Annotated in this window: 22 protein-coding genes; 9 read left to right on the top strand and 13 right to left on the bottom strand. The window is 67.8% G+C overall.

Features of this window, described 5'->3' with window-relative positions; all coding sequences use genetic code 11:
- Positions 1–2: 2 nt before the first annotated feature.
- From eno to GAA2_RS07320, 3 genes are all read right to left on the bottom strand, one after another.
- Complete coding sequence (gene eno, locus GAA2_RS07330; RefSeq protein ID WP_006434329.1) at positions 3–1,286, bottom strand: phosphopyruvate hydratase; 1,284 nt, start codon at positions 1,284–1,286, stop codon at positions 3–5.
- Between the two features lie 170 nt (positions 1,287–1,456).
- Positions 1,457–2,227 (bottom strand): lytic transglycosylase domain-containing protein, encoded by a 771-nt coding sequence (locus GAA2_RS07325; protein ID WP_024497805.1) that lies wholly within the window; start codon positions 2,225–2,227, stop codon positions 1,457–1,459.
- 308 nt (positions 2,228–2,535) lie between these two features.
- Positions 2,536–3,897 carry a sulfatase gene (locus GAA2_RS07320; protein ID WP_096273634.1) on the bottom strand — a complete coding sequence of 454 codons (1,362 nt, stop codon included), beginning with the start codon at positions 3,895–3,897 and terminating at the stop codon, positions 2,536–2,538.
- Positions 3,898–4,139: 242 nt separating this feature from the next.
- On the opposite strand from GAA2_RS07320, the gene efeU reads away from it, so the two are divergent.
- From efeU to efeB, 3 genes are read left to right on the top strand one after another with little or no spacing between them, the layout of a single operon-like run.
- Complete coding sequence (efeU, locus tag GAA2_RS07315) at positions 4,140–5,102, top strand: iron uptake transporter permease EfeU (RefSeq protein WP_024497807.1); 963 nt, start codon at positions 4,140–4,142, stop codon at positions 5,100–5,102.
- A complete protein-coding gene (gene efeO / locus GAA2_RS07310; RefSeq protein ID WP_006434325.1) occupies positions 5,099–6,307 on the top strand; it encodes an iron uptake system protein EfeO in 1,209 nt (402 codons plus the stop codon). The genes efeU and efeO overlap by 4 nt, the downstream gene beginning before the upstream one ends.
- A complete protein-coding gene (gene efeB / locus GAA2_RS07305; protein ID WP_006434324.1) occupies positions 6,304–7,629 on the top strand; it encodes an iron uptake transporter deferrochelatase/peroxidase subunit in 1,326 nt (441 codons plus the stop codon). Before efeO ends, efeB begins: the two co-directional genes overlap by 4 nt.
- 8 nt (positions 7,630–7,637) lie before the next feature.
- Here the strand turns inward: efeB and GAA2_RS07300 are convergent, their stop codons facing one another.
- The 5 genes from GAA2_RS07300 to GAA2_RS07280 form a co-directional block, all read right to left on the bottom strand.
- Complete coding sequence (locus GAA2_RS07300; protein WP_006434323.1) at positions 7,638–8,543, bottom strand: MazG family protein; 906 nt, start codon at positions 8,541–8,543, stop codon at positions 7,638–7,640.
- Between the two features lie 160 nt (positions 8,544–8,703).
- Positions 8,704–12,279, bottom strand: coding sequence for a transcription-repair coupling factor (gene mfd, locus GAA2_RS07295; RefSeq protein WP_191834851.1), 3,576 nt, complete (start codon positions 12,277–12,279; stop codon positions 8,704–8,706).
- A 47-nt stretch (positions 12,280–12,326) separates the two neighbouring features.
- Positions 12,327–13,556, bottom strand: a complete 1,230-nt coding sequence (locus GAA2_RS07290; protein ID WP_191834850.1) for a Dyp-type peroxidase — start codon at positions 13,554–13,556, stop codon at positions 12,327–12,329.
- Positions 13,549–14,094, bottom strand: coding sequence for a copper chaperone PCu(A)C (locus GAA2_RS07285; RefSeq protein ID WP_024497811.1), 546 nt, complete (start codon positions 14,092–14,094; stop codon positions 13,549–13,551). The genes GAA2_RS07290 and GAA2_RS07285 overlap by 8 nt, the downstream gene beginning before the upstream one ends.
- 75 nt (positions 14,095–14,169) lie before the next feature.
- Complete coding sequence (locus GAA2_RS07280) at positions 14,170–14,724, bottom strand: hypothetical protein (RefSeq protein WP_024497812.1); 555 nt, start codon at positions 14,722–14,724, stop codon at positions 14,170–14,172.
- Positions 14,725–14,808: 84 nt separating this feature from the next.
- Here GAA2_RS07280 and GAA2_RS07275 point away from each other — a divergent pair, with 84 nt between their 5' ends.
- The gene (locus tag GAA2_RS07275) at positions 14,809–15,366 is read left to right on the top strand and encodes a GNAT family N-acetyltransferase (RefSeq protein WP_191834849.1); all 558 of its coding nucleotides are present in this window, start codon (positions 14,809–14,811) and stop codon (positions 15,364–15,366) included.
- Positions 15,367–15,371: 5 nt separating this feature from the next.
- Here GAA2_RS07275 and GAA2_RS07270 read toward each other — a convergent pair whose 3' ends face one another.
- Positions 15,372–16,955, bottom strand: a complete 1,584-nt coding sequence (locus tag GAA2_RS07270) for a cation:proton antiporter family protein (protein ID WP_191834848.1) — start codon at positions 16,953–16,955, stop codon at positions 15,372–15,374.
- 173 nt (positions 16,956–17,128) lie between these two features.
- On the opposite strand from GAA2_RS07270, the gene GAA2_RS07265 reads away from it, so the two are divergent.
- Positions 17,129–17,923 (top strand): dioxygenase, encoded by a 795-nt coding sequence (locus GAA2_RS07265; protein WP_191834847.1) that lies wholly within the window; start codon positions 17,129–17,131, stop codon positions 17,921–17,923.
- A gap of 33 nt (positions 17,924–17,956) precedes the next feature.
- Here GAA2_RS07265 and GAA2_RS07260 read toward each other — a convergent pair whose 3' ends face one another.
- Complete coding sequence (locus GAA2_RS07260; RefSeq protein WP_006434314.1) at positions 17,957–18,658, bottom strand: TetR/AcrR family transcriptional regulator; 702 nt, start codon at positions 18,656–18,658, stop codon at positions 17,957–17,959.
- 76 nt (positions 18,659–18,734) lie between these two features.
- A complete protein-coding gene (locus GAA2_RS07255) occupies positions 18,735–19,400 on the bottom strand; it encodes a vitamin K epoxide reductase family protein (RefSeq protein ID WP_096273626.1) in 666 nt (221 codons plus the stop codon).
- A 196-nt stretch (positions 19,401–19,596) separates the two neighbouring features.
- On the opposite strand from GAA2_RS07255, the gene GAA2_RS07250 reads away from it, so the two are divergent.
- Genes GAA2_RS07250 through GAA2_RS07235 form a run of 4 tightly spaced genes read left to right on the top strand, consistent with a single transcriptional unit; the run spans position 19,597 to position 23,352 of the window.
- Complete coding sequence (locus tag GAA2_RS07250; RefSeq protein WP_024497817.1) at positions 19,597–20,241, top strand: ABC transporter permease; 645 nt, start codon at positions 19,597–19,599, stop codon at positions 20,239–20,241.
- Positions 20,238–21,575 carry an ATP-binding cassette domain-containing protein gene (locus GAA2_RS07245; RefSeq protein ID WP_191834846.1) on the top strand — a complete coding sequence of 446 codons (1,338 nt, stop codon included), beginning with the start codon at positions 20,238–20,240 and terminating at the stop codon, positions 21,573–21,575. The genes GAA2_RS07250 and GAA2_RS07245 overlap by 4 nt, the downstream gene beginning before the upstream one ends.
- Positions 21,572–22,387, top strand: coding sequence for an ABC transporter permease (locus GAA2_RS07240; protein ID WP_191834845.1), 816 nt, complete (start codon positions 21,572–21,574; stop codon positions 22,385–22,387). The genes GAA2_RS07245 and GAA2_RS07240 overlap by 4 nt, the downstream gene beginning before the upstream one ends.
- Positions 22,384–23,352, top strand: a complete 969-nt coding sequence (locus GAA2_RS07235) for a glycine betaine ABC transporter substrate-binding protein (RefSeq protein WP_191834844.1) — start codon at positions 22,384–22,386, stop codon at positions 23,350–23,352. Before GAA2_RS07240 ends, GAA2_RS07235 begins: the two co-directional genes overlap by 4 nt.
- Before the next feature lie 227 nt (positions 23,353–23,579).
- Here GAA2_RS07235 and GAA2_RS07230 read toward each other — a convergent pair whose 3' ends face one another.
- Together GAA2_RS07230 and GAA2_RS07225 are read right to left on the bottom strand one after the other, a co-directional pair.
- Positions 23,580–23,768, bottom strand: a complete 189-nt coding sequence (locus GAA2_RS07230) for a hypothetical protein (protein WP_024497821.1) — start codon at positions 23,766–23,768, stop codon at positions 23,580–23,582.
- Positions 23,765–24,895, bottom strand: coding sequence for an LLM class flavin-dependent oxidoreductase (locus tag GAA2_RS07225; protein WP_024497822.1), 1,131 nt, complete (start codon positions 24,893–24,895; stop codon positions 23,765–23,767). The genes GAA2_RS07230 and GAA2_RS07225 overlap by 4 nt, the downstream gene beginning before the upstream one ends.
- Between the last annotated feature and the right edge of the window lie 196 nt (positions 24,896–25,091).

The raw sequence follows: 25,091 nt of genomic DNA, 5'->3' as shown, positions 1-25,091 counted from the left end.
AATCACGAACCAAACGAGAAACGCGGGAAGGCGAGGTCGCCCGCGTAGCGTGCCGCATCGCCGAGACCCTCTTCGATGCGCAGCAGCTGGTTGTACTTGGCGACGCGCTCGGAACGAGCGGGCGCGCCGGTCTTGATCTGGCCGCAGCTGCAGGCGACGGCCAGGTCGGCGATGGTGGTGTCCTCGGTCTCGCCCGACCGGTGGCTCATCATCGACTTGTAGCCGTTGTTGTGCGCGAGAGCGACGGCGTCGAGGGTCTCGGTCAGCGTGCCGATCTGGTTGACCTTGACCAGCAACGCGTTGGCGATGCCCTTCGAGATGCCCTCTTCGAGGCGCTCGGGGTTGGTCACGAACAGGTCGTCACCGACCAGCTGCACCTTGTCGCCGATCGACTCGGTCAGCTTGGCCCAGCCGGCCCAGTCGTCCTCGGACAGACCGTCCTCGATCGACACGATCGGGTAGTCGCTGATGAGCTTCTCGTAGAACGAGACCATGTCGTCGGCGCCGAACTCCTTGCCCTCGAGCTTGTAGGCGCCGTTCGAGTAGAACTCGGTCGACGCCGCGTCGAGCGCGATGACGACGTCGCGACCGAAGTTGTAGCCGGCCTTGCCGACGGCCTCACCGATCACGGCGATCGCGGCCTCGGTGTTCGGCAGGTCGGGGGCGAAGCCGCCCTCGTCACCGAGCGCGGTGTTCAGGCCCTGCTTGTTCAGCACCGACTTGAGCGCGTGGTAGACCTCGGCGCCGCAGCGGAGGGCCTCCTTGAAGGTGGGAGCGCCGACCGGCGCGATCATGAACTCCTGGAAGTCGATGCCGTTGTCGGCATGCTCACCGCCGTTGATGATGTTCATCATCGGGACCGGCAGGATGTGGGCGTTGGGGCCGCCGATGTAGCGGAACAGGGGCAGACCGGCCGACTCGGCGGCGCCCTTGGCGACCGCGAGCGACACGCCGAGCAGCGCGTTGGCACCGATGCGGCTCTTGTCCGGGGTTCCGTCGCAATCCAGCAGTGCCTGGTCGACGAGACGCTGTTCCTCGGCCTCGATGCCGATCACCGCGGGGGCCAGCTCGCCGAGGACGCCCTCGACGGCCTTGGTGACACCCTTGCCCAGGTACCGCTCGCCACCGTCACGGAGCTCGACGGCCTCGTGTTCCCCGGTGGATGCGCCCGAGGGAACGGCGGCGCGGGTGAAGGTGCCGTCGTCCAGGACGACCTCGACCTCGACCGTCGGGTTTCCCCGCGAATCGAGAATCTCGCGCGCACCTACCTGCTCGATGATTGCCACGACTGAACTCCGATCTCGGTGGACGTGCCGGCTGTGATGCCGGTCGGTAGGTCAAAGAGTAGTGGCTGCCCCCACGGTGCACGAGACAAGGTCTCGGGCCACGGCAGCAACCGTCCGGATCCCGGTTACCAGCCGGGCGTCGACGGAGTCAGAATCGAACACCGACGGGGTCAGAACCGAACATTGATGGAGTAGGCGTTGGCGTGATCGCGTACGTCGAGGACGTATGCCATCGAGTTGTTGTATCGGCGGATGGCCTTCTCCCACCCTTCGGCGACCGTCATGTCGTTGCCCGACGAGACGCACAGGTAGCGGGCCGCGGAGAGGGCCGCGTCGTCGATGTTGTCCGGGTCCGGCACACCGTCCCCGCTGGCGTCCACGCCGTAGCGCTTCCACGTCTCGGGGATGAACTGGAACGGCCCCATGGCGCGATCGTGGGTGGAGTCGCCGTCGAGACCGCCGCCGTCGGAGTCACGGATCTCCATATTGCCCTTGGTGCCGTCGAGCTTGACCCCGCGGATCGGCGGGCTGACGTCGCCGTTGGCGGCGACATCGGAACCACGGTAGTGCCCGTGTTTGCTCTCGACACCTGCGATTCCGGCGAGGGTCGTCCACGCGAGGCCGCATTCGGGGTGCTGCTGGCGCTGGATCTCGGCGGCGTTGCCGTAGGCCTGCAGGGACACGACCGGGATGCCGGTCGACTTCGAGATGGGCTCGGCCCACTCGCGCATCTTGTCGGCGGTCCGGCCGGGTGCGTTGATGTCGATGTAGGGCTGCGGCACCCCGGCGCCGGGCGGGATGCCCTCGGGGATGTCCGGCCTGTTCAGCGACGGGAGGTCGATGCACGCGGAGAGCAGCACCGACGATGCGATCGCCACGACACCCGCCACGAGCCCACTCCTCCACGAGCGACGATTCCGCCCCCGGCCCACCACACGCATTCCCCGTTCCACTCCTGTCTCAGGTCTGGAGCGAGCCGATGCCCGCCCGAGCGACCACGATCGCACATGTGACGGCGTGGTCCCGCACACAACACACAACCGCGTGGCTCACAAAAGACAACTGCCGGCGGTTGCGTTCGGTTCCCCGGGTCGGTCCGGACCGGGGCGCGCGTCGCCCCACGGATAGCGGGCACCACGCAGTCCACCGCGCGCGGTCTACTCCCGCTGAGCCTCGGTCGGCAGCGTCCGGCCCGAAACCCTTGACACGTAACGACTGTAGTGAGTGTCCAGACGGGGTGGCTCTCGGCTCAGCGGCGCGACCCCCGGGGACGACGCGACGGCAACGCGTCTTCCTGCGACTCCACCCGCGGCGCCTTCGCATTCAAAGCGCCCATGAAGCGTTGGGCGATGGCCGTGCCGGTGGCCTCGTCCGGCAGGTCGTCACCGGTCTCGGCGCGCCACGCGGAGAGGGTCGCGGCGAGTGCCGCACGCACCTCGGCATACGCCGGGTCCTCGGCGACATTGTTGCGCTCATGGGGATCGGAACGCAGGTCGTACAACTCGACCCGCGGCCGGTCCTGTTGTATCGCTTCGATATCCAGCGATCGTGCGGACAGGCTGTCGGCGATGTCGAGCGGCAACAACAGCGCCGGGCGGGTCGCGAAGTTCTCGATGTAGCTGTGCTCCTTGGTGCGCACGGCGCGGATCGGGTCGAAGGCGTCGTGATAGGTCTTCTCGGTGAACACCTCGGTGCGGACGGCCGCGGCCGGCTCGCCGAGCGGCCCGACGAGAGCCGACGCGTGAGAGTCACCGTCCACCTCGTCGGGGATCTCGACACCGAGCAGCTCCAGCAGGGTCGGCGTCAGGTCGACTCCGGAGAACAGGTCGTCGTAGACCTGCGGTTCGATCCCGCGCTGCGTCGGTGGCCGCATGATGAGCGCGACGCCGGTCCCCGCCGCGTAGAGCGTCGACTTCGCGCGCGGGAACGCCAGGCCGTGGTCGGTGATGAACACGATCCACGTCGACGAATCCAGACCCAGCTCGGCAACGGTGTCGAGCAGGCGCCCGACCGCGGCGTCGGCCTTGGTGATGGAGCCATGGAGACCCGCGAGGTCCTCGCGGACGTCATCGGTGTCGGGCAGGAATCCCGGGACGGCGATGCCACTGGTGTCGGACGGCTCGTACTCGTCCGCCGGGTACGGCCGATGGGTCTCGAAGAAGCCGGCGGTCAGGAAGAAGGGCCGATCCTCGTCGGCGTGGCGCCGGAGCCAGTCCTGGGACTGCTCGACCACGTGGTCGCACCGGGAGTCGGAGACGTCGACCGAGTCGAAGCCGAGGCGCTGCGGGTCCGCGCTCTCGTGTTGCATCCCGAACAGCACCGACCGGTACCCCGCGTCGGCGAGCAGCGACGGCAGTGTCCGCACATCCGCGTGGTACTCGAACCCGTGGTGGGCGAGCCCGACGAGCCCGTTGCGGTGGGGGTATCGCCCGGTGAACAGCGATCCGCGAGCCGGGGAGCACAGCGGCGCGGTGGAATGGGCGTCGGCGAAACGGATGCCGTGCGCGGCCAGCTGATCGAGGGCCGGTGACGAGACGCCGTCCGCGCCGTAGCACGTCAGATGGCGTCCGAGGTCGTGCCAGTGGATCAGGATGACGTTCTCGCGGGCCATTCCCCATGATGACGCAGATGGACGGCGGTGCCGGGGTCGCACCGACGCCGAATACCGACATACCGCCCACCGCAGCGGCCCCGCAGTTGAATTCATCGTGCGCCGAACTCCGCGGCGACGGGCGACGCACGCCCGGGTAGGGCGATGTGCCCTATGCGCCCTCCGACCCTGGGTCTACTCTCGCTATGGCTAGCCTTACAGAACAAACGGTGCCGCGGGGCGCCAAGGAGATGGACCACCGAGTGGATTACATATCGGCACTTGCCTCCAGCGGCACGTCTTTCCTCGCTGCCGGCGGGGGCCCGTCGATCTACACCCAGATGTTCGGCAGCGCCCTCATCGGTCTCCGCGAGGGTCTCGAGACCGGCATCGTGGTCATGGTCCTGGTCGCGTTCGTCGTCAAGACCGACCGCCGGGACGCCCTGAAGTGGATCTGGGCGGGCGTGGGTGCGGCAATCGCCATGACCCTCGTGGTGTTCCTCGTCATCCACTTCGGTACGTCGACGATGACGCCGCTCGCGGCCGAGACCATCGCCGGCGTCGCATCGCTGGTGGCGGTCGGAATCGTGACGTTCATGGTGCTGTGGATGAGCGAGGCCTCGTCCCACATCTCCGCCGACCTCAAGAGCGGGATGTCGAAGGCGCTCCTCGCCGGCGGTGCGTCGGTGCTGGGTCTGGCGTTCCTGGCCGTCGGACGTGAGGGCTTCGAGACCGCGCTGCTGATGGTCGGCTATGCCGAGAGTGTGTCCGGCGGGTTGTGGCCACTGCTTGGACTCGTGGTCGGGATCCTCGCCGCCATCGTGCTGACGGTGCTGATCTACCGCGGCGCCATCCGGATGAACCTCTCGGTGTTCTTCACCTACACGGGTCTGTTCCTGATCGTCGTCGCCGCCGGAATCCTCACCTACGGAATCCGCGCGCTGCAGACGGTGGGCTGGCTACCCGGTCTCGGCAACATCGCGTTCGACGTCTCCGGCACGTACGACGCCTCCTCGTGGTACGGAACCGTCCTGGGCGGCATCTTCAACGTGCGGCCGGATCCGACGGTGCTGCAGGTGCTCGTCTGGATCGTCTACGTGGTCGTGGTGACCGCGATCTTCTTCCGCCGCCAGCGAGCCGGCCGGCGGGCCGTCGCCCAGAGGACCCGAACCCCCGACGAGAGCCCCGCACCTGCGGAGCCCACCCCCGAAAGGAATCCTCAGTGAACCGTAGAACCGTGGTGGCCGCATCTGCGGCCGCGGTGGTGCTCACCCCCATCTTGCTGACCGGCTGTACCGAGAAGAGCAGCGCCGAGGGCGCGATCGCCGTGACCTCCACCGCCGACGCCTGCGAGCTGGCTTCGAACGAGGCCACGACCGGGAACATCGACTTCACGGTCACCAACTCGGGCAACAAGGTCACCGAGTTCTACGTCTACGGAAACAACAACCGCGTGCTCGGCGAGGTCGAGAACATCGGCCCCGGACTCTCGGGGAACCTGACCGTCGAGATCGTCGAACCCGGCACCTACACCGTCGCGTGCAAGCCCGGCATGGTCGGTACCGGCATCCGTACCGAGCTCGAGGTCGGCGGTGAGCGCAAGGAGAAATCCGGCGTCCCGGCCGACGTGACGGCCGCCAAGGCGCAGTACCTCGAATACGTCCGCAATCAGCTGAACACACTGCACGCCCAGACGACGACGTTCGTCGACAACATCAAGAAGGGCGATCTCGACGCTGCGCGAGCGCAATTCGGCCTCGTCCGCACGCCGTACGAACGGATCGAGCCGGTCGCCGAGTCCTTCCCCGACCTCGACCCCGCCGTCGACATGCGGTGGGACGACACCGAGGACGGCTCCCAGCCGTTCACCGGATTCCATCGCATCGAACGTTTCCTGTGGCCGCCGCAGCCCGCCGAGATCGGCGATGCGCCCGGGCAGATCACCCCGTCGGATGCCGCGAACGCCAAGGAGACCGACAACCCGCAGGCCATCGCCGGGATCGCCGACGGTCTGCTCGCCAACGTCACCAAGCTTCGCGACGAGGTCAGCAAACCCGACTTCGAGTTCGAGACACTCTCGTTCGTGAAGGGCCCGCAGGCGCTGATCGACGAGGTCGCCGCCACCAAGGTCGACGGCGAGGAGGACCGCTACTCCCACACCGATCTCTGGGACTTCGCGGGCAACCTCGACGGTTCGGAAACCGCGATCGCGACGCTGCAGCCGATCATCTCCGCCAAGAACCCGGCGCTGATGGACAAGATCACCGCCCAGTTCGCGACGGTTCGCACCTCGGTCAACTCCTACCGTGAAGGTGACGGCTACGTGTCGTACACCGAGGTCACCCCGGAGCAGCGCAAAGAACTGTCGAATCAGATCGACGCACTGTCGGCCACCCTGTCCCAGGTACCAGGAATCGTGTTGCAGCAATGAATGATCCGGCTCCCCGCCCCGACGACGCACAGACCACCGAACCCGTGAGGCGCACGACACGACGCGGTCTGTCGCGTCGTGCGATCCTCGGCGGGACCGGCGCCGGGTTGCTCGTCGCCGCGGGCGGGGTGGCCGTCGGGCGCGCCACCACCCCGGCACCGTCAGCCGATCACGTGGTCGAGTTCCGGGGTCCGCGCCAGGCGGGCATCATCACCGCCGCCCAGGATCGTCTGCATTTCGCGAGTTTCGACGTGGTCACCGACAACCGGGACGAACTCGTGTCCGTGCTGCGCCGCTGGACCGAGGCCGCCGAACGCATGACCCGTGGTGAGGAGACCGTCGCCGACGGCGCCACCGGACTCGGCGAGTACACGCCACCGGAGGACACCGGAGAAGCGTTGGGACTGAGCGCCGCTCACCTGACCCTCACGATCGGCTTCGGACCCGGACTCTTCGGTCCCAGCGCGTCGGCTCCCGACCGTCCCGATCGGTTCGGGCTCGCCGACCGTCGACCGCCGGCGCTCGTCGACCTGCCGATGTTCGCGGCCGAGAAGATCGAACCCGCACGGTCGTACGGCGACATCTGCGTGCAGGCCTGCGCCGACGATCCGCAGGTCGCGGTCCACGCGATCCGCAACCTGGCGCGGATGGCGGTGGGCGTCATGTCGGTCCGCTGGTCGCAGCTCGGGTTCGGCCGGACGTCGTCGACGACGCAGTCCCAGGACACACCCCGAAACCTGTTCGGATTCAAGGACGGAACGGCGAACCTGCGCGCCGAGGACACCGACCTCCTCGACCGCTGGGTGTGGGTCGGTCCCGAGGACAATCCACCGGCGGCGCAGTGGATGACCGGCGGCACCTACCTCGTCGCCCGCCGCATCCGCATGGACATCGAACCGTGGGACCGCGCCAACCTCTTCGAGCAGGAGCAGATCGTCGGCCGCACCAAACGGTCCGGTGCACCGTTGGGCAAGTCCGGCGAGTTCGACGACCCCGACTTCGCGATCACCTCCGGGGGCACACCGGTCATCGCGCGGAACTCCCATGTGCGGCTGGCGCATCCGGACAATCTCGGTGGCGTGCGGATTCTTCGCCGCGGCTACAACTTCACCGACGGCTCCGACGGGTTCGGCCACCTCGACGCCGGCCTGTTCTTCATCGCCTTCAACCGCGACACCGGCAAACAGTTCGTCCCCATGCAGCAGATCCTGTCCCGCCAGGACGCGATGACCGAGTACCTGATCCCCAACGGCTCGTCGACCTTCGCGATCCCACCGGGCCTCGAGCCCGGCGAGTGGTGGGGGCAGCGACTTTTCGAGTGAGGTCCTGCTCAGCCCGCGAGCACGCTCAGCCACGCCTCGCGTGAATCGAGTACGACGCCCTGCTCCCTGGCCCGTGCCTCGGCGGCGTACACCGACGCCATCAGTGCCAGAGCCTTGTCCCGGGCCTGCGCCTCGACGCTGTCGTCGCCTGCGGTGACGGTGACCGTCCAGGTCTCGGCCGGGATCGTCTCCACCGGATACGACGCGGCGGTGAGACGTTCGAGGATCTTCTGCAGCAGAGCGAGCGACGGTTGTGTGGTGGCGACCCCGTCGAGGACGGAACCGCGCTGCTTCTCGGCGGCCTTGCGTTCCTCCCATTCCCGGATCTGGGTCTCGAGGTCGGCGTGGGCGCCCGACAGCACACCGGGGGTGCGTCCCATCACCTTGGCGGTGAAACTGCGTGCGACGTCGTCGATGTCGAACGGCGACTCCGGATCGTCGGCGGCGATGCGCGCATGGAAGAGCACCTGCAGCAACAGGTCACCGAGTTCTTCCTTCAGCTCGATCTGGTCGCCGGTCTCGATGGCGTCGAGCAGTTCGTAGACCTCCTCGAGCAGGTAGCGCCGCAGTGAGTGATGCGTCTGGGTGCTCTCCCACGGTCCGTTGCGGCGCAACGTGTCCATCAGGGCGACCGAGTCGAGCAGCGCCATCCCCGACACCTTCGCCGCGGCGATGACCTGCTCACCGCGGGCGGCGCGGGCGCGGACGAGCGGGTGATCGGCGTCGGTGCTCACCAGCACGGAGTCGACGGGGGTCTCACCGAGCACCTCGTCGAAAACCGGTTCGACGTGGTCGAATTCCCAGAGGAGGACGGCGGGCACGTCCTCGGTGACCTTGACCGGTCCCGTGAGCCAGGCGCGCGCCCGGATGGGGATCAGGTCGGGCCGTGCCGGGTCCAGCAGCACCACCGTCATTCGTCGTACGTCCTTTCTCGACCCCCGACTTGCTTCTCGACCGTCCCCCGAAAACCACCCCTGGAAACCGCCCCCGAAAACCACCCTGAGCAGGCACTTCGACGACATAGTGTCACTCACACCGCCCTGACGGGTGCTTTCCAGGGGTGGTTTTCAGTGGTCAGCCGCTCGGCTCCGGCTTCAGCTGCGTCAGGAACGTGGTGAGGTACTCGATCAGCTCGTCGTCGCGCAGACGTGCCGAGCCGACTCCCCCGGTCCGCGGGATCGGGAGCGTGACCACCGAGGTCGTCGCCCGGTATGTCGCCGACGAGTACAACCGCCGCAGGCGCACCTGTTCGCTGTCGAGCAGGGGCAGCGGCGAGATCTTGACCCCCTGTCCGGCCAGACCGATCTCGGCGATCCCGCGTTCGCGGCAGCGCAGACGCAGACGTGCGATCGACGCGAGTCGGGTGGTCTCGACCGGTGGCGGACCATAGCGGTCGGTGAGTTCGACGAGAACCGCGTCTACCGCGGCGTCGTCGCCGGCCGACGCGAGTTTGCGATACGCCTCCAGGCGCAGGCGGTCGGAGTCGACGTACTCGACCGGGATGTGCGCATCCACCGGCAGATCGATGCGCACCTCGCCCGTCTCCTGCGTCTCCACGGGTTGGCCGTCGGCGGCCGCGCGATACGCCTCGACGGCCTCACCGACCAGGCGTACGTACAGATCGAAGCCCACACCCGCGACGTGACCCGATTGCTCTGCGCCGAGCACGTTTCCGGCACCGCGCAGCTCGAGGTCCTTGAGCGCCACCGCCATCCCGGCGCCGAGTTCGTTGTTCTGGGCGATCGTCGCCAGCCGGTCGTAGGCGGTCTCGGTCAGCGGACGATCGGGACTGTAGAGCAGATAGGCGTAACCGCGCTCACGACTTCGGCCGACGCGTCCGCGCAACTGATGAAGCTGCGAGAGGCCGAGGTTCTCGGCACGGTCGACGATGAGCGTGTTGGCGTTGGAGATGTCGAGACCGGTCTCGATGATGGTCGTACAGACCAGCACGTCGTATTCGCGGTTCCAGAACCCCGACACCGTGCGCTCGAGCTGGTCCTCCCCCATCTGGCCATGTGCCACGACGACTCTCGCCTCCGGGACCATGTTGGAGATGTCCTTGGCCATCTTGTCGATGGTCGAGACACGATTGTGGACGTAGAACACCTGACCGTCGCGCAGCAGCTCACGACGGATCGCGGCGGCGACCTGCTTCGGCGCGTAGGCGCCGACGTAGGTGAGCACCGGATGGCGTTCCTCCGGCGGGGTGAGGATCGTCGACATCTCGCGGATGCCGGCCATCGACATCTCCAGCGTTCGCGGAATCGGTGTCGCGGACATGGTCAGCACGTCGACGTGGGTGCGCAGCGACTTGATGTGTTCCTTGTGTTCGACGCCGAATCGCTGTTCCTCGTCGACGATCACGAGTCCGAGGTCTTTCCAGGTGATGCCGGTCTGCAGGAGACGATGCGTACCGATGACGATGTCGACCTCGCCCTTGGCCATCGCCTCGGTGATCTCGCGGGATTCCTTGGCGTCGGTGAAACGCGACAGCCCGCGCACCCGCACGGGGAATCCGCTCATCCGCTCGGTGAACGTCTGCAGATGCTGTTGCGCGAGAATGGTCGTCGGCACCAGGACGGCCACCTGCTTGCCGTCCTGGACGGCCTTGAACGCGGCACGCACGGCGATCTCGGTCTTGCCGTAGCCGACGTCGCCGACGACGACGCGGTCCATCGGGACCGGACGTTCCATGTCGGCCTTGACCTCGGCGATGACGGTCAGCTGATCGATCGTCTCGGTGAAGTCGAAGGCGTCTTCCATCTCCTGCTGCCACGGGGTGTCGGGCCCGAAGGCGTGACCCGGGGCAGCATGACGTGCGGCGTAGAGCTGTACCAGCTCACCGGCGATCTCGCGAACGGCCTTGCGCGCCTTGCGCTTCGTGTTCTGCCAGTCCGACCCGCCGAGCTTGGACAGCGAGGGCTGCTCGCCACCGACGTACCGGGACAGCTGATCGAGGGCGTCCATCGGCACGTACAACCGGTCGGCGGGCTGGCCGCGTTTGCTCGATGCATACTCCAGGACCAGGTATTCGCGACGCGCACCCGAGACGGTGCGTTCGATCATCTCGACGAACTTGCCGATGCCGTGCTGGTCGTGCACGACGAGGTCACCGGCGGTCAAGGCCAGCGGGTCGACCTGATTGCGACGCTTGGCCGGGAGTTTGCGCCCGTCGCGGACATTCGCCACGCGGGTACCGGTGAGGTCCGCTTCGGTGACGACGACGAGACCGGCGTCGGCGCAGACGATGCCGTTGCGCAGCGTCGCACCGAAGACCGCGACCTCGCCCGGCTCGGGACGATGTCCCGGCTCGGCGATCACGTACGGCACCTCGGCCTCGGACAGTCGCTCGCCGACGCGCTGGGCGGTGCCCTTGCCGGCGACGACGATCGCGGCGGTCTTGCCGTCGGACACATGGGCTCGCAGCTGGGCGAACGTGGCTGCGATCTCGCGTTCGTCGCCGCGTGGAGCGGGCCCGGGGACCAGGTCCAGCTCGAGTTCGTCCCCACTCCCGGTCGACAACGGCGACAGGGTCCACCAGGGGCGGCCCGCCTCGAGCGTCGCAGCGCGCACGTCGTCGAGCGGACGGTAGGCGCTCGCCTCCAGGTCGATGCCGACACCCGAGCGGCCGTCGATGGGTGCATTCGCACCCATCGCCGCGGCCGTCCACGACGCCTCGAGGAACTCCGCACCGGTCTTGGACAGATCGGCGGCGCGGGTCCGGACCTTCTCCGGATCGAGGACGAGCACACGCGTCCCGGCCGGGACGACCGCGGTCAGCAGCTGCATCTCGCCGTCGACGAGCGCCGGGATCAGCGCCTCCATCCCCTCCACCGGAATGCCCTCGGCCAGTTTGCCGAGCATCTCGGAGAGCGTGGTGTCGTCCGGGTTCTCCGCGGCGAGATCGCTTGCGCGCGTGCGGACCTTCTCGGTGAGGAGCAGTTCGCGTCCCGGGTGGATGCGCACCTCGGTCGCTTCGACCTCCGGCTGGCTGCGCTGGTCGGCGACCGAGAACGCCCGCATCTCGGTGATCTCGTCGCCCCAGAACTCGACGCGGACCGGGTGGTCGGCGGTCGTCGGGAAGACGTCGAGGATGCCGCCGCGGACCGCGAACTCGCCGCGGCGTCCGACCATGTCCACACGCTCGTAGGCCATCTCGACGAGTTGGGCGAGCAAGCCGTCGAAGTCGACCTCGATGCCCTCGCGCAGGGTGACCGTGGCGACGTCTCCGAGGCCCGGCGCCATCGGCTGCACGAGTGAGCGGACCGTGGTGACCACGACCCGCAGCGGCCTGTCGCCGGGATTGGCGAGACGGTGCAGCACCGCGAGTCGCTGACCCACGGTGTCCGCGCTGGGCGACAGCCGCTCGTGCGGGAGGGTCTCCCACGACGGGAATTGGGCCACCGCGTCGGCGTCGTCGAGCATCTCCGCGAGCTCGGCGGTCAGATCGTCGGCCTCCCGACCGTTGGCGGAGACGACGAGAAGCGGGGCGTCGGCGTCGGCGGCCAGGCACGAGACGAGGAATGGCCGCGCCGCATCGGGTGCGGTGATGTCGAGGCGCTGTTCGCCACGGCGTTCGCGGACCTCGCGGAAGGACTTGTCCGCACACGCGAGCGCGGCCAGACCGGACAGGGCACGGAGCGTCGACACTCCGCCGATTGTATGGGGCCGCGCTCCGCGCCCGGTCATCCGGTGGATCAGCGGACCAGGCCCGCCCCCAGCACCTCCCCTCGACGTGCCCCGGGAAGGATGGCGTAGACCGCCGATCCGATGGGCGTCGTCCACCGGTTCAGCGCGTCGTGTTCGGCCAGCCGCGCCTGGACCGGCGCGTACTGCGCGTCGACGTCACGCTGATAGGAGGCGAAGAGCAGCCCGCTGTTCGAGGTCGGGACGTTGCCCGTTCCATCGGGTTCCGGCGGGTCGTCGTAGTTGTATCCGCGCCGGAGGAAACGCTCCACCTCGCTGCGGCGGCGAGCCCGCGCGATATGCGACGACGCCGGGATGGCGGGGAGTCCGTCGACGACCGCCTCGAAGTCCGGGTCGTCGTGTTCGGTCCCGCCGCTCAGGGGCGCCCCGTCGGCGATCCTGCGGCCGACCGAGAGTTCCTGGTCCCGCGGATCGAGCTCCTGCCACGTGTCGAGGTTCATCGCGATCCGCCGGAGCACCATCGACGTGCCGCCGGCGAACCAGGGCTGCTCGGCACCGTCGTCCCAGACGAGACTGTCGTGATCGGCCGGTCCCAGATTGACCGTCCCGTCGACCTGACCCATCAGATTCCTCATCGTCACGGACTCGTCCTGCGTCCCGCGGGCGTTGCGGAAACCCCGCTGCACCCATCTCAGACGCACACGGCCCGCGACATTCGCGGTGAGCACGCGGGTCGCGTGGGCGATCGTGATCGGGTCGTCGGCGCAGATCTGGAGCAGCACATCGGTCTGCCCCCAGCGTCGCTGGTCGAGCCGGTCGATGACGTATCGCGGCAACGGATGCAGCCAGCGCGGCCGGCGATTTTCCAGTCCCGTGCCGGTGAACGCACCGGGCCCCAGGCCCACGGTCACGGTGAGCCGGGCGGGCAGCCGGGCGAGGTCCGGTTCGCTGTCGGCGAGAGCCGGATCACCCGCGGTGAGGCGGGCTGCGTCCTCGGTCCACACCTGCAGCACGCCGGCGAGAGCCGCCTGCATGTCGCGTTCGCCGCCCGACGACACGAGGTCGAGGCCCACATAGTTCACGTGCGCGGGTGGCGGCGTCGTCACACCGGCCTGGTGGTCCCCGTAGAACTCGACCACGTCACGTCCATGGGTCGGCGCCTCGTCGGAGGCGTGGGCGGTGACCGCCTTCACACCCACGCCGAGCCCGGCGAGTCCGGCCGCACCCACGAACAGGGTGCGGCGCCTCAGCGCGGGGCCGCCGCCCCCGGACTCAGCCATCGGTGCCGGCGGCGGGCGCGCCGTGGCCCGGTGCGTAGTCCTCTCGTGCCCCGTTGAAATCACGGGCACGTGCCACGAACTCGCGCGTCGAGCCGTCGCCGAATCGCAGTGTCAGCGTGACGGTGTCGCCGGCCTTGATCGGTTGCCGCAGGTCCATCAGCATGATGTGGTTGCCGCCCGGCCTGAGCTCGACCGTCTGTTCGGGGCCGATGTCGAGACCGCCCTCGATGGGTCGCATCACCATGCCGCCGCCATCGGACGGCGCCATCTCGTGCACCTCGACGCGCCCGGCCACCTCGGTGGTACCGCCGGTGAGGGTGACCTCGGTTCCGGACGTGTTGGCGACGGTGCCGAAGGCCGCGGTCATCCCGGTGTCGGCCGACTTCACCCATTGATCGCTGATGGTCACCGATTGTGCCTGCGTGGTGGCGTCGTCGTCCGACGAACATGCGGCGAGCAGGGTGATCGGGAGCGTCGCCATGGCCAGGACCGCCAGCGGCCGACGAACGGACGAGGGAACGAAAGTTGTTGAGAACATGATTTTTTCACCTTTTGTGGTGCGCGGATCACCGCCGGCGGTCCACGGGCCGCGGCGGGAAGGAGGAAGGATGGGTCAGCGCACCGCGATGGGTGGGCCGCGCGTCGGATTCCCCGACAGCCGAGTCGGTGTGAGCGGTATGGCGTCGGCCGCCGCGACGACGAGGACGGCCCGGGGAGGGATCGACCGCTCCCCCGAGATCGCGGCGATGATCCGCGAACCGACCCGTCGCGAGCACTCCTCGGCGCCGACCAGCAACACCGCTGCGGCGGCGAGCGCCGCGAGGTGGCAGAGGAGCATGGTCGGGCCGGGTGTCACCGCGTCCACCGGCGCGTGGTGATCGCCGGATCTCATGGCGAGGTGCCCGAAGAGTTGCGCGGTGGCGAGTGCCGATCCGACCGAGAGCGCGGCAGATGCGCGACCGCGGACGCGGTCGGCGAGCCCGGCGTTCAGGACCCAGCCCAGCCCGGCACTGATCGCGAGAAGCAGAACCGCGTGCGACGGCGTCGGAGTGCCCCCGCCCGCCGCCAGTCCGTGGGCGCCGACGCCCAGCGCCGCCGACACGATTGCGGCAGCGACCGACCACCAGGGATGCACTCCCTGGTAGTCGGAATCGGAGGCCGCGCGCACGGTAGCCAATCTACCGCCTCTACTACCACTGGTCGTAGGTGCGCCGTCACACCCCGGGTCGGGCTCGCCGATATCCTCGTCGGAATGCACGGTTCCCACTCAGACGAGGTGCGGCAGATCGTCGTCGACGACGCGACGGTCGACGACCTCGACGCGGTCGCCGAGATCTATGCGCACTACGTGCAGCACACCGTCGCGACCTTCGACTACGTCGTCCCCACGCTCGAGCAGTGGCACGCCAAGCACGCCGCGATCACCGCGGCCGGCCGGCCGTTCGTGGTGGCCCGCGCGTTCGACGAGTCCGTTACGGAACAGACCGTCGGCTACGCCTACCTGGGCACGTTCCGCGGGATGCCGGCGTACGACCGGTCCACCGAGGACTCCATCTACGTCCGGCCCGGCTTCGGCGGCCGCGGCGTCGGATCAGCGCTGATGGCCGGGATGCTCGATCGTGCGAACCCCGAGAACGTCCGCCAGATCGTCGCGGTGATCGCCGCCACCGGCGGGGACGGGTCGATCGCTCTGCATTCGCGGTTCGGGTTCACCGAGGCCGGCCGCCTGCGTGCCATCGGCCACAAGGCCGGCCAATGGATCGATTGCGTCTACATGCAGAAGGACATCTGGGAGTCACGCGACCGGTAGCGGCGTCACCGGTCGAGGCCGGCGGCCTCGGCAGCGGCGTCGGCCAGACCCACGCCGGTCCCCTCGTAGATGTGGAAGGCCACGTCGGCACCCCGACTGAGCAGTTCGTCGCGTTCGTCGTCGTACTGGGCGACGACTGCGATGGTGCCGGCGAACTCTCTCTCCTCCACCCGATCGAGGGCCACCAGATTGGAGCCGTGGAACGGCATGGCGAAGACGAGGATGTCGAGGTCGGAGACCCCTTCGCACCGTTCCCAGAACCCCGTCTCGGTCGCGTCGGCCTCGATCACCCGCAGTCCGCGCGCACGGAGGTCGACCACCTTCAGGGGGTCGTTCTCCACTCCGACGACGCTCAGCCCGTACTCGTCGACGAGTCGGTTGTAGACCGAACTGCCCACCCGTCCGAGTCCGAAGACGACCGCCCGGGCGGGTGCGAGGTCGATCGTCGCGTCCTCGGGATGGGCACGCGCGGCGGCCGGCGTCGGGACGTACGCCGAGAGCCGGCTCACCCATCGGGACCCGCGGCGGTTGACGAGCGTGGAGAACACGAAACTCGCGGCGACCGCGACCGAGGTGACCACGAGCCAGTCGTCGTCGACGAGGTCCGCGTCCACGCCGGTGGAGATGACGATGAGCCCGAACTCGGAGAAGTTGGCCAGGGCGAGTCCGGCGAGGATCGAGGTGCGCCGACGCAGGCCGAACATGGCCAGCATGAAGGTGAACAGCGCCGCCTCGAGGGGCAGGAGGACCACGAGGAGCAGCCCGAGGACAACGGTGTCGAGAGTCGGCGTGACGTGCAGGCCGATCGAGACGAAGAAGCCCACCAGCAGCAGTTCACGAAGCCCGAACAGCGTGCGTGACAGCTCCGACGCCCGCGGATGCGAGGCCAGGAGCACGCCGATGACCATCGCACCGAAATCGCCCTTGATGCCGACGGATTCGAACAGCCAGTACCCCGGCACGAGTGCCATGGTCACACCGAAGAGTGTCTGCAATTCGCCGTGCCCCAGCCGGTTCCACAGTCGCCGGACGACCCATGCACCGGGAATCAGCAGCACCAGTGCGAACGCCCACGGACTGGGCGGCTCACCGCTCATCGCCGTGAGATAGGCGACGGCGACGACGTCCTGCAGGACGAGGATGCCGATCGCGATGCGGCCGTAGAGGGAGCGCGACTCCGAGCGCTCGTCGAGCACCTGGACCACGAACACGGTGCTCGAGAACGACGACGCGAAGCCGAGGAGAGCGAGCGTCTGCCAGCTCTCGCCCATCAGCATCCGGACACCGATCGTCGAGAGCAGTCCGAGGAAGCCGGTGGTGAGACCCAGGATGACCGCGAGATTGAGAGCGGTGGTGAGCAAGACCTCGCGCCGGAACAGCATCCGGAGGTCCAGCTTGAGACCGATGGTGAACAGCAGGATCGTCACGCCCAGTTCGGCGAGGGTGTCGATGATCGGCAACTGTTCGATCCCCGGCGCGTGCAGGATGAACCCGGCCGCCAGGTACCCGACGAGAGTGGGCAGGCGAATCAACCGCGCGAGAAATCCACATCCGAAGATGACCACGAGGTAGATGCCGACTGTCTCCACGCGCCGGGAGTTCCTTTCCCTCTGGGCCGCCGCGCGGCCGGAGATGTCTGGAACGTTATCGCCCGCCCGCGACGGGAGGCGCGCTGGCCACGCCGGGCGCCCACCCGGCGGCACGGAAACGGACCGCCGCGCGGCCGCGGAACAAAGCGGACCATAGTCCGGTTAGTAGAGGAATGACCGGCTCGACCTCCCCCACGCGTCAACCCGCACTGTTCCTGTCCCACGGCGCCCCACCCCTCGTCGACAGCCCCACCTGGGTCCAACAGCTGAAGACACTCGCCCGCGGACTCGGCCGGCCGACAGCGATCCTCATCGTCTCCGCGCACTGGGAGGCCGCACCCCTCACCATCGGCTCCACCGATTCACGGACACCGCTGACCTACGACTTCGGCGGGTTCCCCGAGAAGTACTACCGCGTCCAGTACCGGTCGCCAGGTGCCCCTGACCTGGCCCGCCGGGTCGCCGCGATGATGCCCGACGGCGAACCGATCGCCCACGACCCCACCCGCCGCCTCGACCACGGCGCGTACGTGCCGATGACGGTCATGTATCCCGAGGCAGACATCCCGGTACTGCAGATCTCACTACCGACTCTCGACCCCGAGCGGCTGCTCGAACTCGGCCGTCGACTCAAGCCGCTGCGCGACGAGGGTGTGCTCGTCATCGGGTCCGGATTCACCACCCACGGCCTGCCGTTCCTGCGCGACTGGCGCCCGGAGGCCACCCCGCCGAGCTGGTCGGCCGAGTTCGACGCGTGGGCCGCCGAGCGGTTCACCGCCGGAGATGTGGAGTCGCTCATCAGGTTCCGTCAGACCGCGCCCGGCATGCCGTATGCCCACCCCACGGTCGAACACTTCGCGCCGCTGTTCGTCGCATTCGGCGCCAGCGACGATGCCGAACAGCGGCCGGATCAGGTGATCGACGGATTCTGGATGGGACTCTCGAAGCGGAGTCTGGTGCTGGCCTGACCGTCGTTCAGACGTCGGCCCGGGCGCCGGGACTCAACTGTCCTCGGCGGTGGTGCGCTCGAGCGGTTCGACGTAGTCGGGACCGACGAGCGCCGGCGACGGGTCGAGGCGTGTGAGTCCGTTCCAGCACAGATTCACCAGGTGGGCGGCCACGACCTCCTTCGACGGCTCACGGACGTCGAGCCACCACTGGGCGGTCGACGACACCATGCCCACCAGGGCCTGCGCGTAGAGCGGGGCGAGTGCGGGGTCGAAGCCGCGGCGCTCGAAGTCGCCGGCCAGGATGTGCTCGACCTGACTCACCGCGTCGTTGAGAAGACTCGAGTAGGTGGCCGTCTCGCCGGTCGACGCGGTGCTGTCGCCGCGCACCAGGATGCGGAAACCGTCCGTGCGTTCCTCCATGTAGGTGAGCAACGCGAGGGCGACCTGCTGGATGCGGTACAGCGACCGGTTCTTCGACAGCGATGCCGTCACCATCTCCAGCAGGGTTTCCATCTCACGGTCGACGACGACCGCGTAGAGGCCTTCCTTACCGCCGAAGTGCTCGTAGACGATCGGCTTGGAAACGCCGGCGCGTTGCGCGATCTCCTCGATCGACGTGCCCTCGTATCCGCGTTCCGCGAACAGTCCGCGCGCCACCTCGATCAGTTGCAGCCGCCGCTGGGCGCCGGTCATCCGCGCCCGCGGTGCCCGCTGCACCTCGGCCGAACCCTCCGCCGGACGTCCGATCGCCATGCGCCAAGCCTAGGACGAGACGCCGTCGAATCACGAATGTTGCATGAACTCCCGCTCCCGATTCGCCCCCGAACGGTTAGTACAGGCTCGACCAGTACGACCAGAACCGCACCGCGATGAGCACGACGACCAGCGTCACGGCGAGCACCAGGATCAGGGCATGACTGCGCGCCACCGCGAGCGCGACACCCGACCGCGAGGTCAGTCCGCTCGCGTGGGCGTTGCGCACGCTGACGAAGACGAAGATCGGCAGCGTCACCGCCCACACCACCATGCAGTACGGGCACAGCGCGCCGATCGAGTACAGGCTCGAGTAGATCAGCCAGCAGATGAAGGCCATCGCCGCGGTCACGCCCACCTGCAGACCGGCCCAGTACCAGCCCGCCAGGCGTGCGCCCGCGAAGATCGCCACACCGGTGGTGATCACCACCGCGAACCCGGCGATACCGAGCAGCGGGTTCGGGAAGCCGAACAGCGCGGCCTGCGGCTTGGCCATCACCGAACCGCAGCTCAGCACCGGATTGAAGTTGCACGTCGGCACGTAGTCGGGGTCGGCGGCGAGTTCGAAGCGCTCGACCGTCAGCACGAACGACGCCACGAACCCGATCACCCCGCCGATGCTGAGCACCCAGGCGGCGATCCGCGTCCACGAACGGACGGCCTCCGCCAGGAGTGCCTGGTCGTCGTCGGGATCGATCCCGGTGCTGGTGGTTGTCGTATCGACTGGGGCGCTCTCACTCACCCTTCCAGGATGACACCGTCCGGGTGGTCATCGGTTCCCGATGTGCGCGGAATCGTGCCGACTCCGCATACGGCGCAAACAGTGGAGGGTGGTTCGCCCGCCGTGAGTGTGATGACGCGCGCGATCCACCAAATGTAGCCACCGTCACTCGACGATGCGTAATGTCGGATTCACCACCGGGGATGGGAACACAACCGTGCAATTGTGGGATTACATCGGCGACAATGCTCGCTCCCTCACGTTCTTGACCTATCAGCACGCGTCACTGTCGTTTCAGACCGTGCTGGTCGGCACCCTGGTCGCCATCGCGGTCGCCGCGCTGGTCTACCGGCTTCCGCTGGCGTCCGCACTCACTCTCACGTCTAGTCGTGTGGCACTGACGATTCCGTCGCTGGCCCTGCTCGCACTGTTGATCGTCCCGTTCGGACTCGGTGTGACACCGTCCTTCCTGATGCTCGCGTTCTTCGCGATGCTGCCGGTGATCGGCAACGCGGTGGTCGGCTTACGCTCGGTTCCGTCCTCGGTCGTCGAATCCGCCCGCGGCATCGGCCTTTCGCGCTGGCGCATCCTGCTGACGGTCGAGTTGCCGATCGCGTGGCCGGTGATCCTGACCGGAATCCGCGTGTCCACGCAGATGATCGTCGGCGTCGCGGCGATCGTCGCCTACGTCCTCGGCCCGGGTCTCGGATCGCTCATCTTCAACGGCCTCGCCCGACTCGGCGGCGCCAACGCCCTCGAATCTGCGCTGGCCGGAACCATTCTCATCGTCATCATCGCGCTCGTCTTCGATGCTCTCCTGGTACTACTCGGCCGACTCACCATCTCCAAGGGACTCTCATGACCGACTCCACCACCGTCCCGTCGTCGAAATCCCCGGCCCGCCAACCGTCGTCCGGCGCGACGGACCGCGTCGTCACCGGCGAATCGATCCGGCTCGAAGGCGTCGTCAAGCGTTATCGGGGCCAGACCAAGCCCGCGGTCGCCCGACTCGACCTGGAGATCGAAGCCGGTGACATCGTCGCCTTCGTCGGCCCGTCGGGCTGCGGCAAGACCACGACCCTCAAGATGATCAACCGGCTCATCGAGCCCACCGAGGGACGTATCTACATCGGCGGCCGAGATGTGACCGCGGAGAACCCGGATCGGTTGCGGCAGTCCATCGGTTACGTGATCCAGTCCGGCGGACTCTTCCCGCACTGGTCGGTGAGCAAGAACATCGGCACCATCCCGCGAATCCTCAAGTGGGACAATAAGCGTATCGCCGAGCGGACCGAATACCTGATGGACCTGGTCGGACTCGACGCCGCGACGTTCGCCGACCGTCTGCCCAAGGACATGTCCGGTGGCCAGCAGCAGCGTGTCGGCGTGGCACGGGCCCTCGCCGCCGACCCGCCCGTCCTGCTGATGGACGAGCCGTTCGGCGCCGTCGACCCCATCACGCGAGCACGCCTGCAGGACAAGCTGATCGCCATCCAGCACGAACTCGGCAAGACGATCGTCATCGTCACCCACGACTTCGAAGAGGCCACCAAACTCGGCGACAAGGTCCTGATCCTCTCCGAGGGCGGGCACATCGAACAGTTCGCCCCGCCGGAAGAGATCCTCGCCAACCCCGCCAGCCCGTTCGTCGAGGAATTCGTCGGTTCGGGTGCGACACTGGCCCACCTGACCCTCACCCGCGTACGCGACGTCGAGATCAAACAGGTGGTCACCGCGCGTGTCGGCGAACCGTCCGGCGGTGTCGTCAACCGGGCCAGAGCGGCCGGTGAGGATTGGCTGGTCGTCGTCGACGAACACGGGCGCCCACGCGCCTGGCCCTCCGTCGACGAGGTCGCCGCCAAACCCGAGGTGTCCGATTATCTCGACCCGCGGCTGCCGGTCGTCGCACAGTCCTCGACGCTCAACGACGCACTCGACTCGATGCTCGCGACCAGCCAGGGCGGCGTCCTCGTCACCGACGGCCGGGGCGCGGTGATCGGCGCACTGAACATCGCGTCGGTGATGGAGGCGATCCGCGGGCAACTCGCGGATGTCCGCGACGACGACCACCTCGGCTACGTCGACCACACCGAGGGGTCCGCACCCGTCGAGACCCCGGTCGTCGCAGCCGACGACGAGTCGTCGCCCGCCGGCGCCGAGGCAGTCGCGGCACCCGAGCCGAGCGCCGAACGATGACCGCGGTCGCCGACGAATCCGCGCGGGTCACCGCTGCCGCCGAAGAGACTGTTCAGCCACCCCGGGGCGGTTTCCGACGACGGCTCGCGAAGGTCCCCGTCGACGTCTGGTTCGAACCGCTGGTCATCATCGTCATCGGCGTCGGATTCGTGATCTGGTATCAGCGCACGACATTCACCGAGACCGAGAGTGCATCGATGTCGTGGCCGGCATTGCGGTCGACGATCCTCGATCACATTGAGCTCACGCTCGTGGCGACCGTGATCGTCGTGTGTATCGCCATCCCGCTCGGGATCGCCCTGACTCGCCCATCTCTGAAGTGGCTCAACCCGATTGCGATCAACATCGCCAACATCGGGCAGGCGGCTCCGGCGATCGGCCTGCTCGTGCTGTTCACGTTCTGGCTCGGCACCGGATTCAACACGGCGGTCGTCGGTCTCGTCGTCTACGCGGTGCTGCCGATCCTGCAGAACACGATCGTCGGTCTGCGACAGGTCGATCAGCGGACGGTCGAGGCGGCACGCGGAATCGGATTGTCCGGAGTGCGCACACTCTTCCAGGTCGAGTTACCACTCGCGGTCCCCGTCATCTTGAACGGCGTGCGCACCGCGCTGGTCATCCTGGTCGGCACCGCGACGCTGAGTACGTTCATCGGCGCGACGAGCCTCGGCACGCTCATCACGACCGGTATCACCCTGTTCCTACCGAAACTTCTCGTCGCCGGCGCGGTCCTCGTCGCGCTGCTGGCGATGACGATCGACTGGCTCGGACGACTCGTCGAACTGGCCGCGACACCGCGGGGGGTCTCATGAGAAAGACTGCCCTGTCCTCCGTTTCGGCGATACTCATGATCATGGTCGCCGGTTGTGGGTTGGTCAGCTCGTCGGGCACATTCCGCGAGGCGTTCCTGGCCGACGGGTCGACGCCCTTGGCGGGCACCGAGATCCGGGTGACGTCGAAGAACTTCAGTGAGTCCGTTCTGCTGGGCAAGATCACCGCGACCTATCTCGGCGCGGCGGGGGCGGCCGTCAAGGATCTGACGAACGCACCGGGTTCCATGTCGTCGCGCCAGGCACTCCTCAACGGCGACGCCGACATCCTGTGGGAGTACACGGGAACCGCCTGGCAGACCTACCTCGGCGAGACCGAGACCATCTCCGACCCGAACGAGCTGTGGCAACGCGTCCGCGACGCCGATCGCGCCAATGGAGCCGAATGGCTTCCGCCGGCCGCCTTCAACAACACCTACGCATTCGCGGCGTCGGCGCCGACGGCGAAACGTCTCGACGTGACGACGATGTCGGACATCGCGAAACTGCCGGTGTCGGAGCGGACGTTCTGCGTCAACGACGAGTTCCTGAGTCGTGCCGACGGTTTGATCCCGATGCTGAAGGCATATGACATCCCTCTGGGGGAGCCCGACGGCGTGCCGAAGGACAACGTCACGACCATGGACTCCGGTGTCGTCTACACCTCGACGGCACGCAGTACACCCTGCAACTTCGGCATGGTGTACTCCACCGACGGCCGGATCAAGAACCTCGATCTCACGGTGCTCACCGACGACCGGAAGTTCTTCCTGCCGTACAGCGGTTGTGTGGTCTTGAGCACGAGACTCAACAAGGAGGCACCCCAGATCGCCGAACTGATGGCGCCGGTGTCGGCGAAGCTCACCGACGCGGTGATGCAGGAACTCAACGGCCGCATCGACATCGACGGCGAGGACCCCGCCGACGTCGCCTACGACTGGCTCAAGGCGGAGGGCTTCATCGCCTAGGGCACACCCGACCTTCTCACTCCCTGAAGCTCGACCAAACGCACGCGCCCCCCATTGCTCCCTGAGGTGCGAGGAGCGCAAGCGCGCCCCCCATTGCTCCCTGAGGTGCGAGGAGCGCAAGCGACGAGCCTCGAAGGGCCGGTGACCCGAATTCCTCACTCCGCCCGCAGGAATGATGTCGCATGCGCTCTCACTCCGTATCGGCGACCTCGGAGCGTGTCGCTGGCTCAATAGCTCCGCCGCGCGGCACCCTCGTCGAGCGGCATCGGCGTTCGCGGGGCCTCGGGATGCAGCGCAGCTGCGGCAGCAAGCGTGTCAGCGTCGAGCCGGCACAGGAAGTCCTCGAACAGTGCGGCGAGCGACTGGCGAAGGCGACCCCGCGAGGCGCCGGCGAACCACGCTGCGTGATCAGTCATCGTGCACCCTCCAATCCCCATGCGCGAGCGAGTAGTTCGTGCGACTGCAGGCGATGGTCGAAATCATGGGTGACGCTCGTGATCACGAGCTCGTCGGCGCCGGTGACACGGGCAAGGGTGCGCAACCCGTCGACGACGGTGCCGGGCGATCCGACGAATTGTGTGCGGATTCGGTCGTCGACGATCGCGCGCTGCTCATCGTCGAGCGCGGGTGCGGTGTCAGGATCGAGGTAGGGAGCCGCGCCCGCACCGCTGCGGATGCTGTGGACCCAGTGCCCGTACGTCGATGCGCGATGCTGCGCGGTCGCATCATCATCGGCGACAACCACATCTGCGGACACGACGACATAGGGTTCGGCGAGCTCGGCCGACGGACGGAATGCACCGCGATAGGCCTCGGCCGCCTCGAGGACGGTGCTGGGACTGACGTGATAGTTGGCGACGAACGGCAGTCCCAGCGCTCCCGCGGTCTGTGCGCTCTGCCGCTTGCTGCTGCCGAAGATCCAGACCTGGACATCGGCGCCGGTACCCGGCACCGCGGTCAGCGGGATCTCGCCGTGGCGAAACCGGCCTTCCAGCAACGCGATCAGGTCGCTGACGACGTCGTCGAAGTCCGGCGGTTGTGCCCCCTCGAACTGTGAGGCCTCGTAGGCCGCGACGACGCGCGGCGACCCGAGGAGCTTCTCGACCGGGAACGGCGACGGGATCAGCAGACCGTCGACGATTTTGTCGGGTTGCGGTGTGGTGGGTGGACGACTCCCCGAGGCGATCTCGGTGCGTCGCTGCGCCGACCTCCCGAGCCCGAGGTCGAGGCGACCGGGATACAGCGCGTCGATGGTGCCGAAGGCCTCGACGATCGAGACCGGGGTGTGCAGTCCGATCTGAACGGCCGCCGATCCGACCCGGATCGACTCGGTGGCGGCCGCGATCAAACCGATCAGCGTCATCGACGACGAACTGGCAACCGCGACGAAATGATGTTCGGCCAGCCAGTACCGCCGATAACCCAGCCGTTCGACGTGACGTGCGAGTTCGACGCTCCGACGGATGGCGGTCGGCGCGTCCGAACCGTCGACGACGGGCACGAGATCCAGCACCGACAGCGGGATCGCCGCGACTGATGACATGGCTCTCCTCCACTGGCCGTGACGCCGACCCCACCAGGAAGCCTGGTGATCACCGCTCACGGAAGGGTTTGACCCAGCCGGATCGGATGGCGTCGTCCCGGAATCCTCCTCGTCGACCGTCCGTTGGTGGCGAGGACGGCATCTGCCGCATCGAGCAGGACCGACCAGACGGTGCATACGAACCACACGGAGGAAC

This window comes from Gordonia ajococcus (assembly GCF_012974285.1).
In the GTDB taxonomy this organism is placed as follows: domain Bacteria; phylum Actinomycetota; class Actinomycetes; order Mycobacteriales; family Mycobacteriaceae; genus Gordonia; species Gordonia amicalis.
Note: the sequence above shows the minus strand (reverse complement) of the source record. Positions and strands in the feature narration are given on the sequence as shown.

What these genes read in the sequence shown, in the direction of transcription:
- GAA2_RS07325 (WP_024497805.1), bottom strand. Translation starts at nt 2,227, where the DNA reads ATGCGTGTGGTGGGCCGGGGGCGGAATCGTCGCTCGTGGAGGAGTGGG.
- GAA2_RS07320 (WP_096273634.1), bottom strand. Translation starts at nt 3,897, where the DNA reads ATGGCCCGCGAGAACGTCATCCTGATCCACTGGCACGACCTCGGACGC.
- efeB (WP_006434324.1), top strand. Translation starts at nt 6,304, where the DNA reads ATGAATGATCCGGCTCCCCGCCCCGACGACGCACAGACCACCGAACCC.
- GAA2_RS07300 (WP_006434323.1), bottom strand. Translation starts at nt 8,543, where the DNA reads ATGACGGTGGTGCTGCTGGACCCGGCACGGCCCGACCTGATCCCCATC.
- GAA2_RS07290 (WP_191834850.1), bottom strand. Translation starts at nt 13,556, where the DNA reads ATGGCTGAGTCCGGGGGCGGCGGCCCCGCGCTGAGGCGCCGCACCCTG.
- GAA2_RS07285 (WP_024497811.1), bottom strand. Translation starts at nt 14,094, where the DNA reads ATGTTCTCAACAACTTTCGTTCCCTCGTCCGTTCGTCGGCCGCTGGCG.
- GAA2_RS07275 (WP_191834849.1), top strand. Translation starts at nt 14,809, where the DNA reads ATGCACGGTTCCCACTCAGACGAGGTGCGGCAGATCGTCGTCGACGAC.
- GAA2_RS07265 (WP_191834847.1), top strand. Translation starts at nt 17,129, where the DNA reads ATGACCGGCTCGACCTCCCCCACGCGTCAACCCGCACTGTTCCTGTCC.
- GAA2_RS07260 (WP_006434314.1), bottom strand. Translation starts at nt 18,658, where the DNA reads ATGGCGATCGGACGTCCGGCGGAGGGTTCGGCCGAGGTGCAGCGGGCA.
- GAA2_RS07245 (WP_191834846.1), top strand. Translation starts at nt 20,238, where the DNA reads ATGACCGACTCCACCACCGTCCCGTCGTCGAAATCCCCGGCCCGCCAA.
- GAA2_RS07240 (WP_191834845.1), top strand. Translation starts at nt 21,572, where the DNA reads ATGACCGCGGTCGCCGACGAATCCGCGCGGGTCACCGCTGCCGCCGAA.
- GAA2_RS07235 (WP_191834844.1), top strand. Translation starts at nt 22,384, where the DNA reads ATGAGAAAGACTGCCCTGTCCTCCGTTTCGGCGATACTCATGATCATG.
- GAA2_RS07230 (WP_024497821.1), bottom strand. Translation starts at nt 23,768, where the DNA reads ATGACTGATCACGCAGCGTGGTTCGCCGGCGCCTCGCGGGGTCGCCTT.
- GAA2_RS07225 (WP_024497822.1), bottom strand. Translation starts at nt 24,895, where the DNA reads ATGTCATCAGTCGCGGCGATCCCGCTGTCGGTGCTGGATCTCGTGCCC.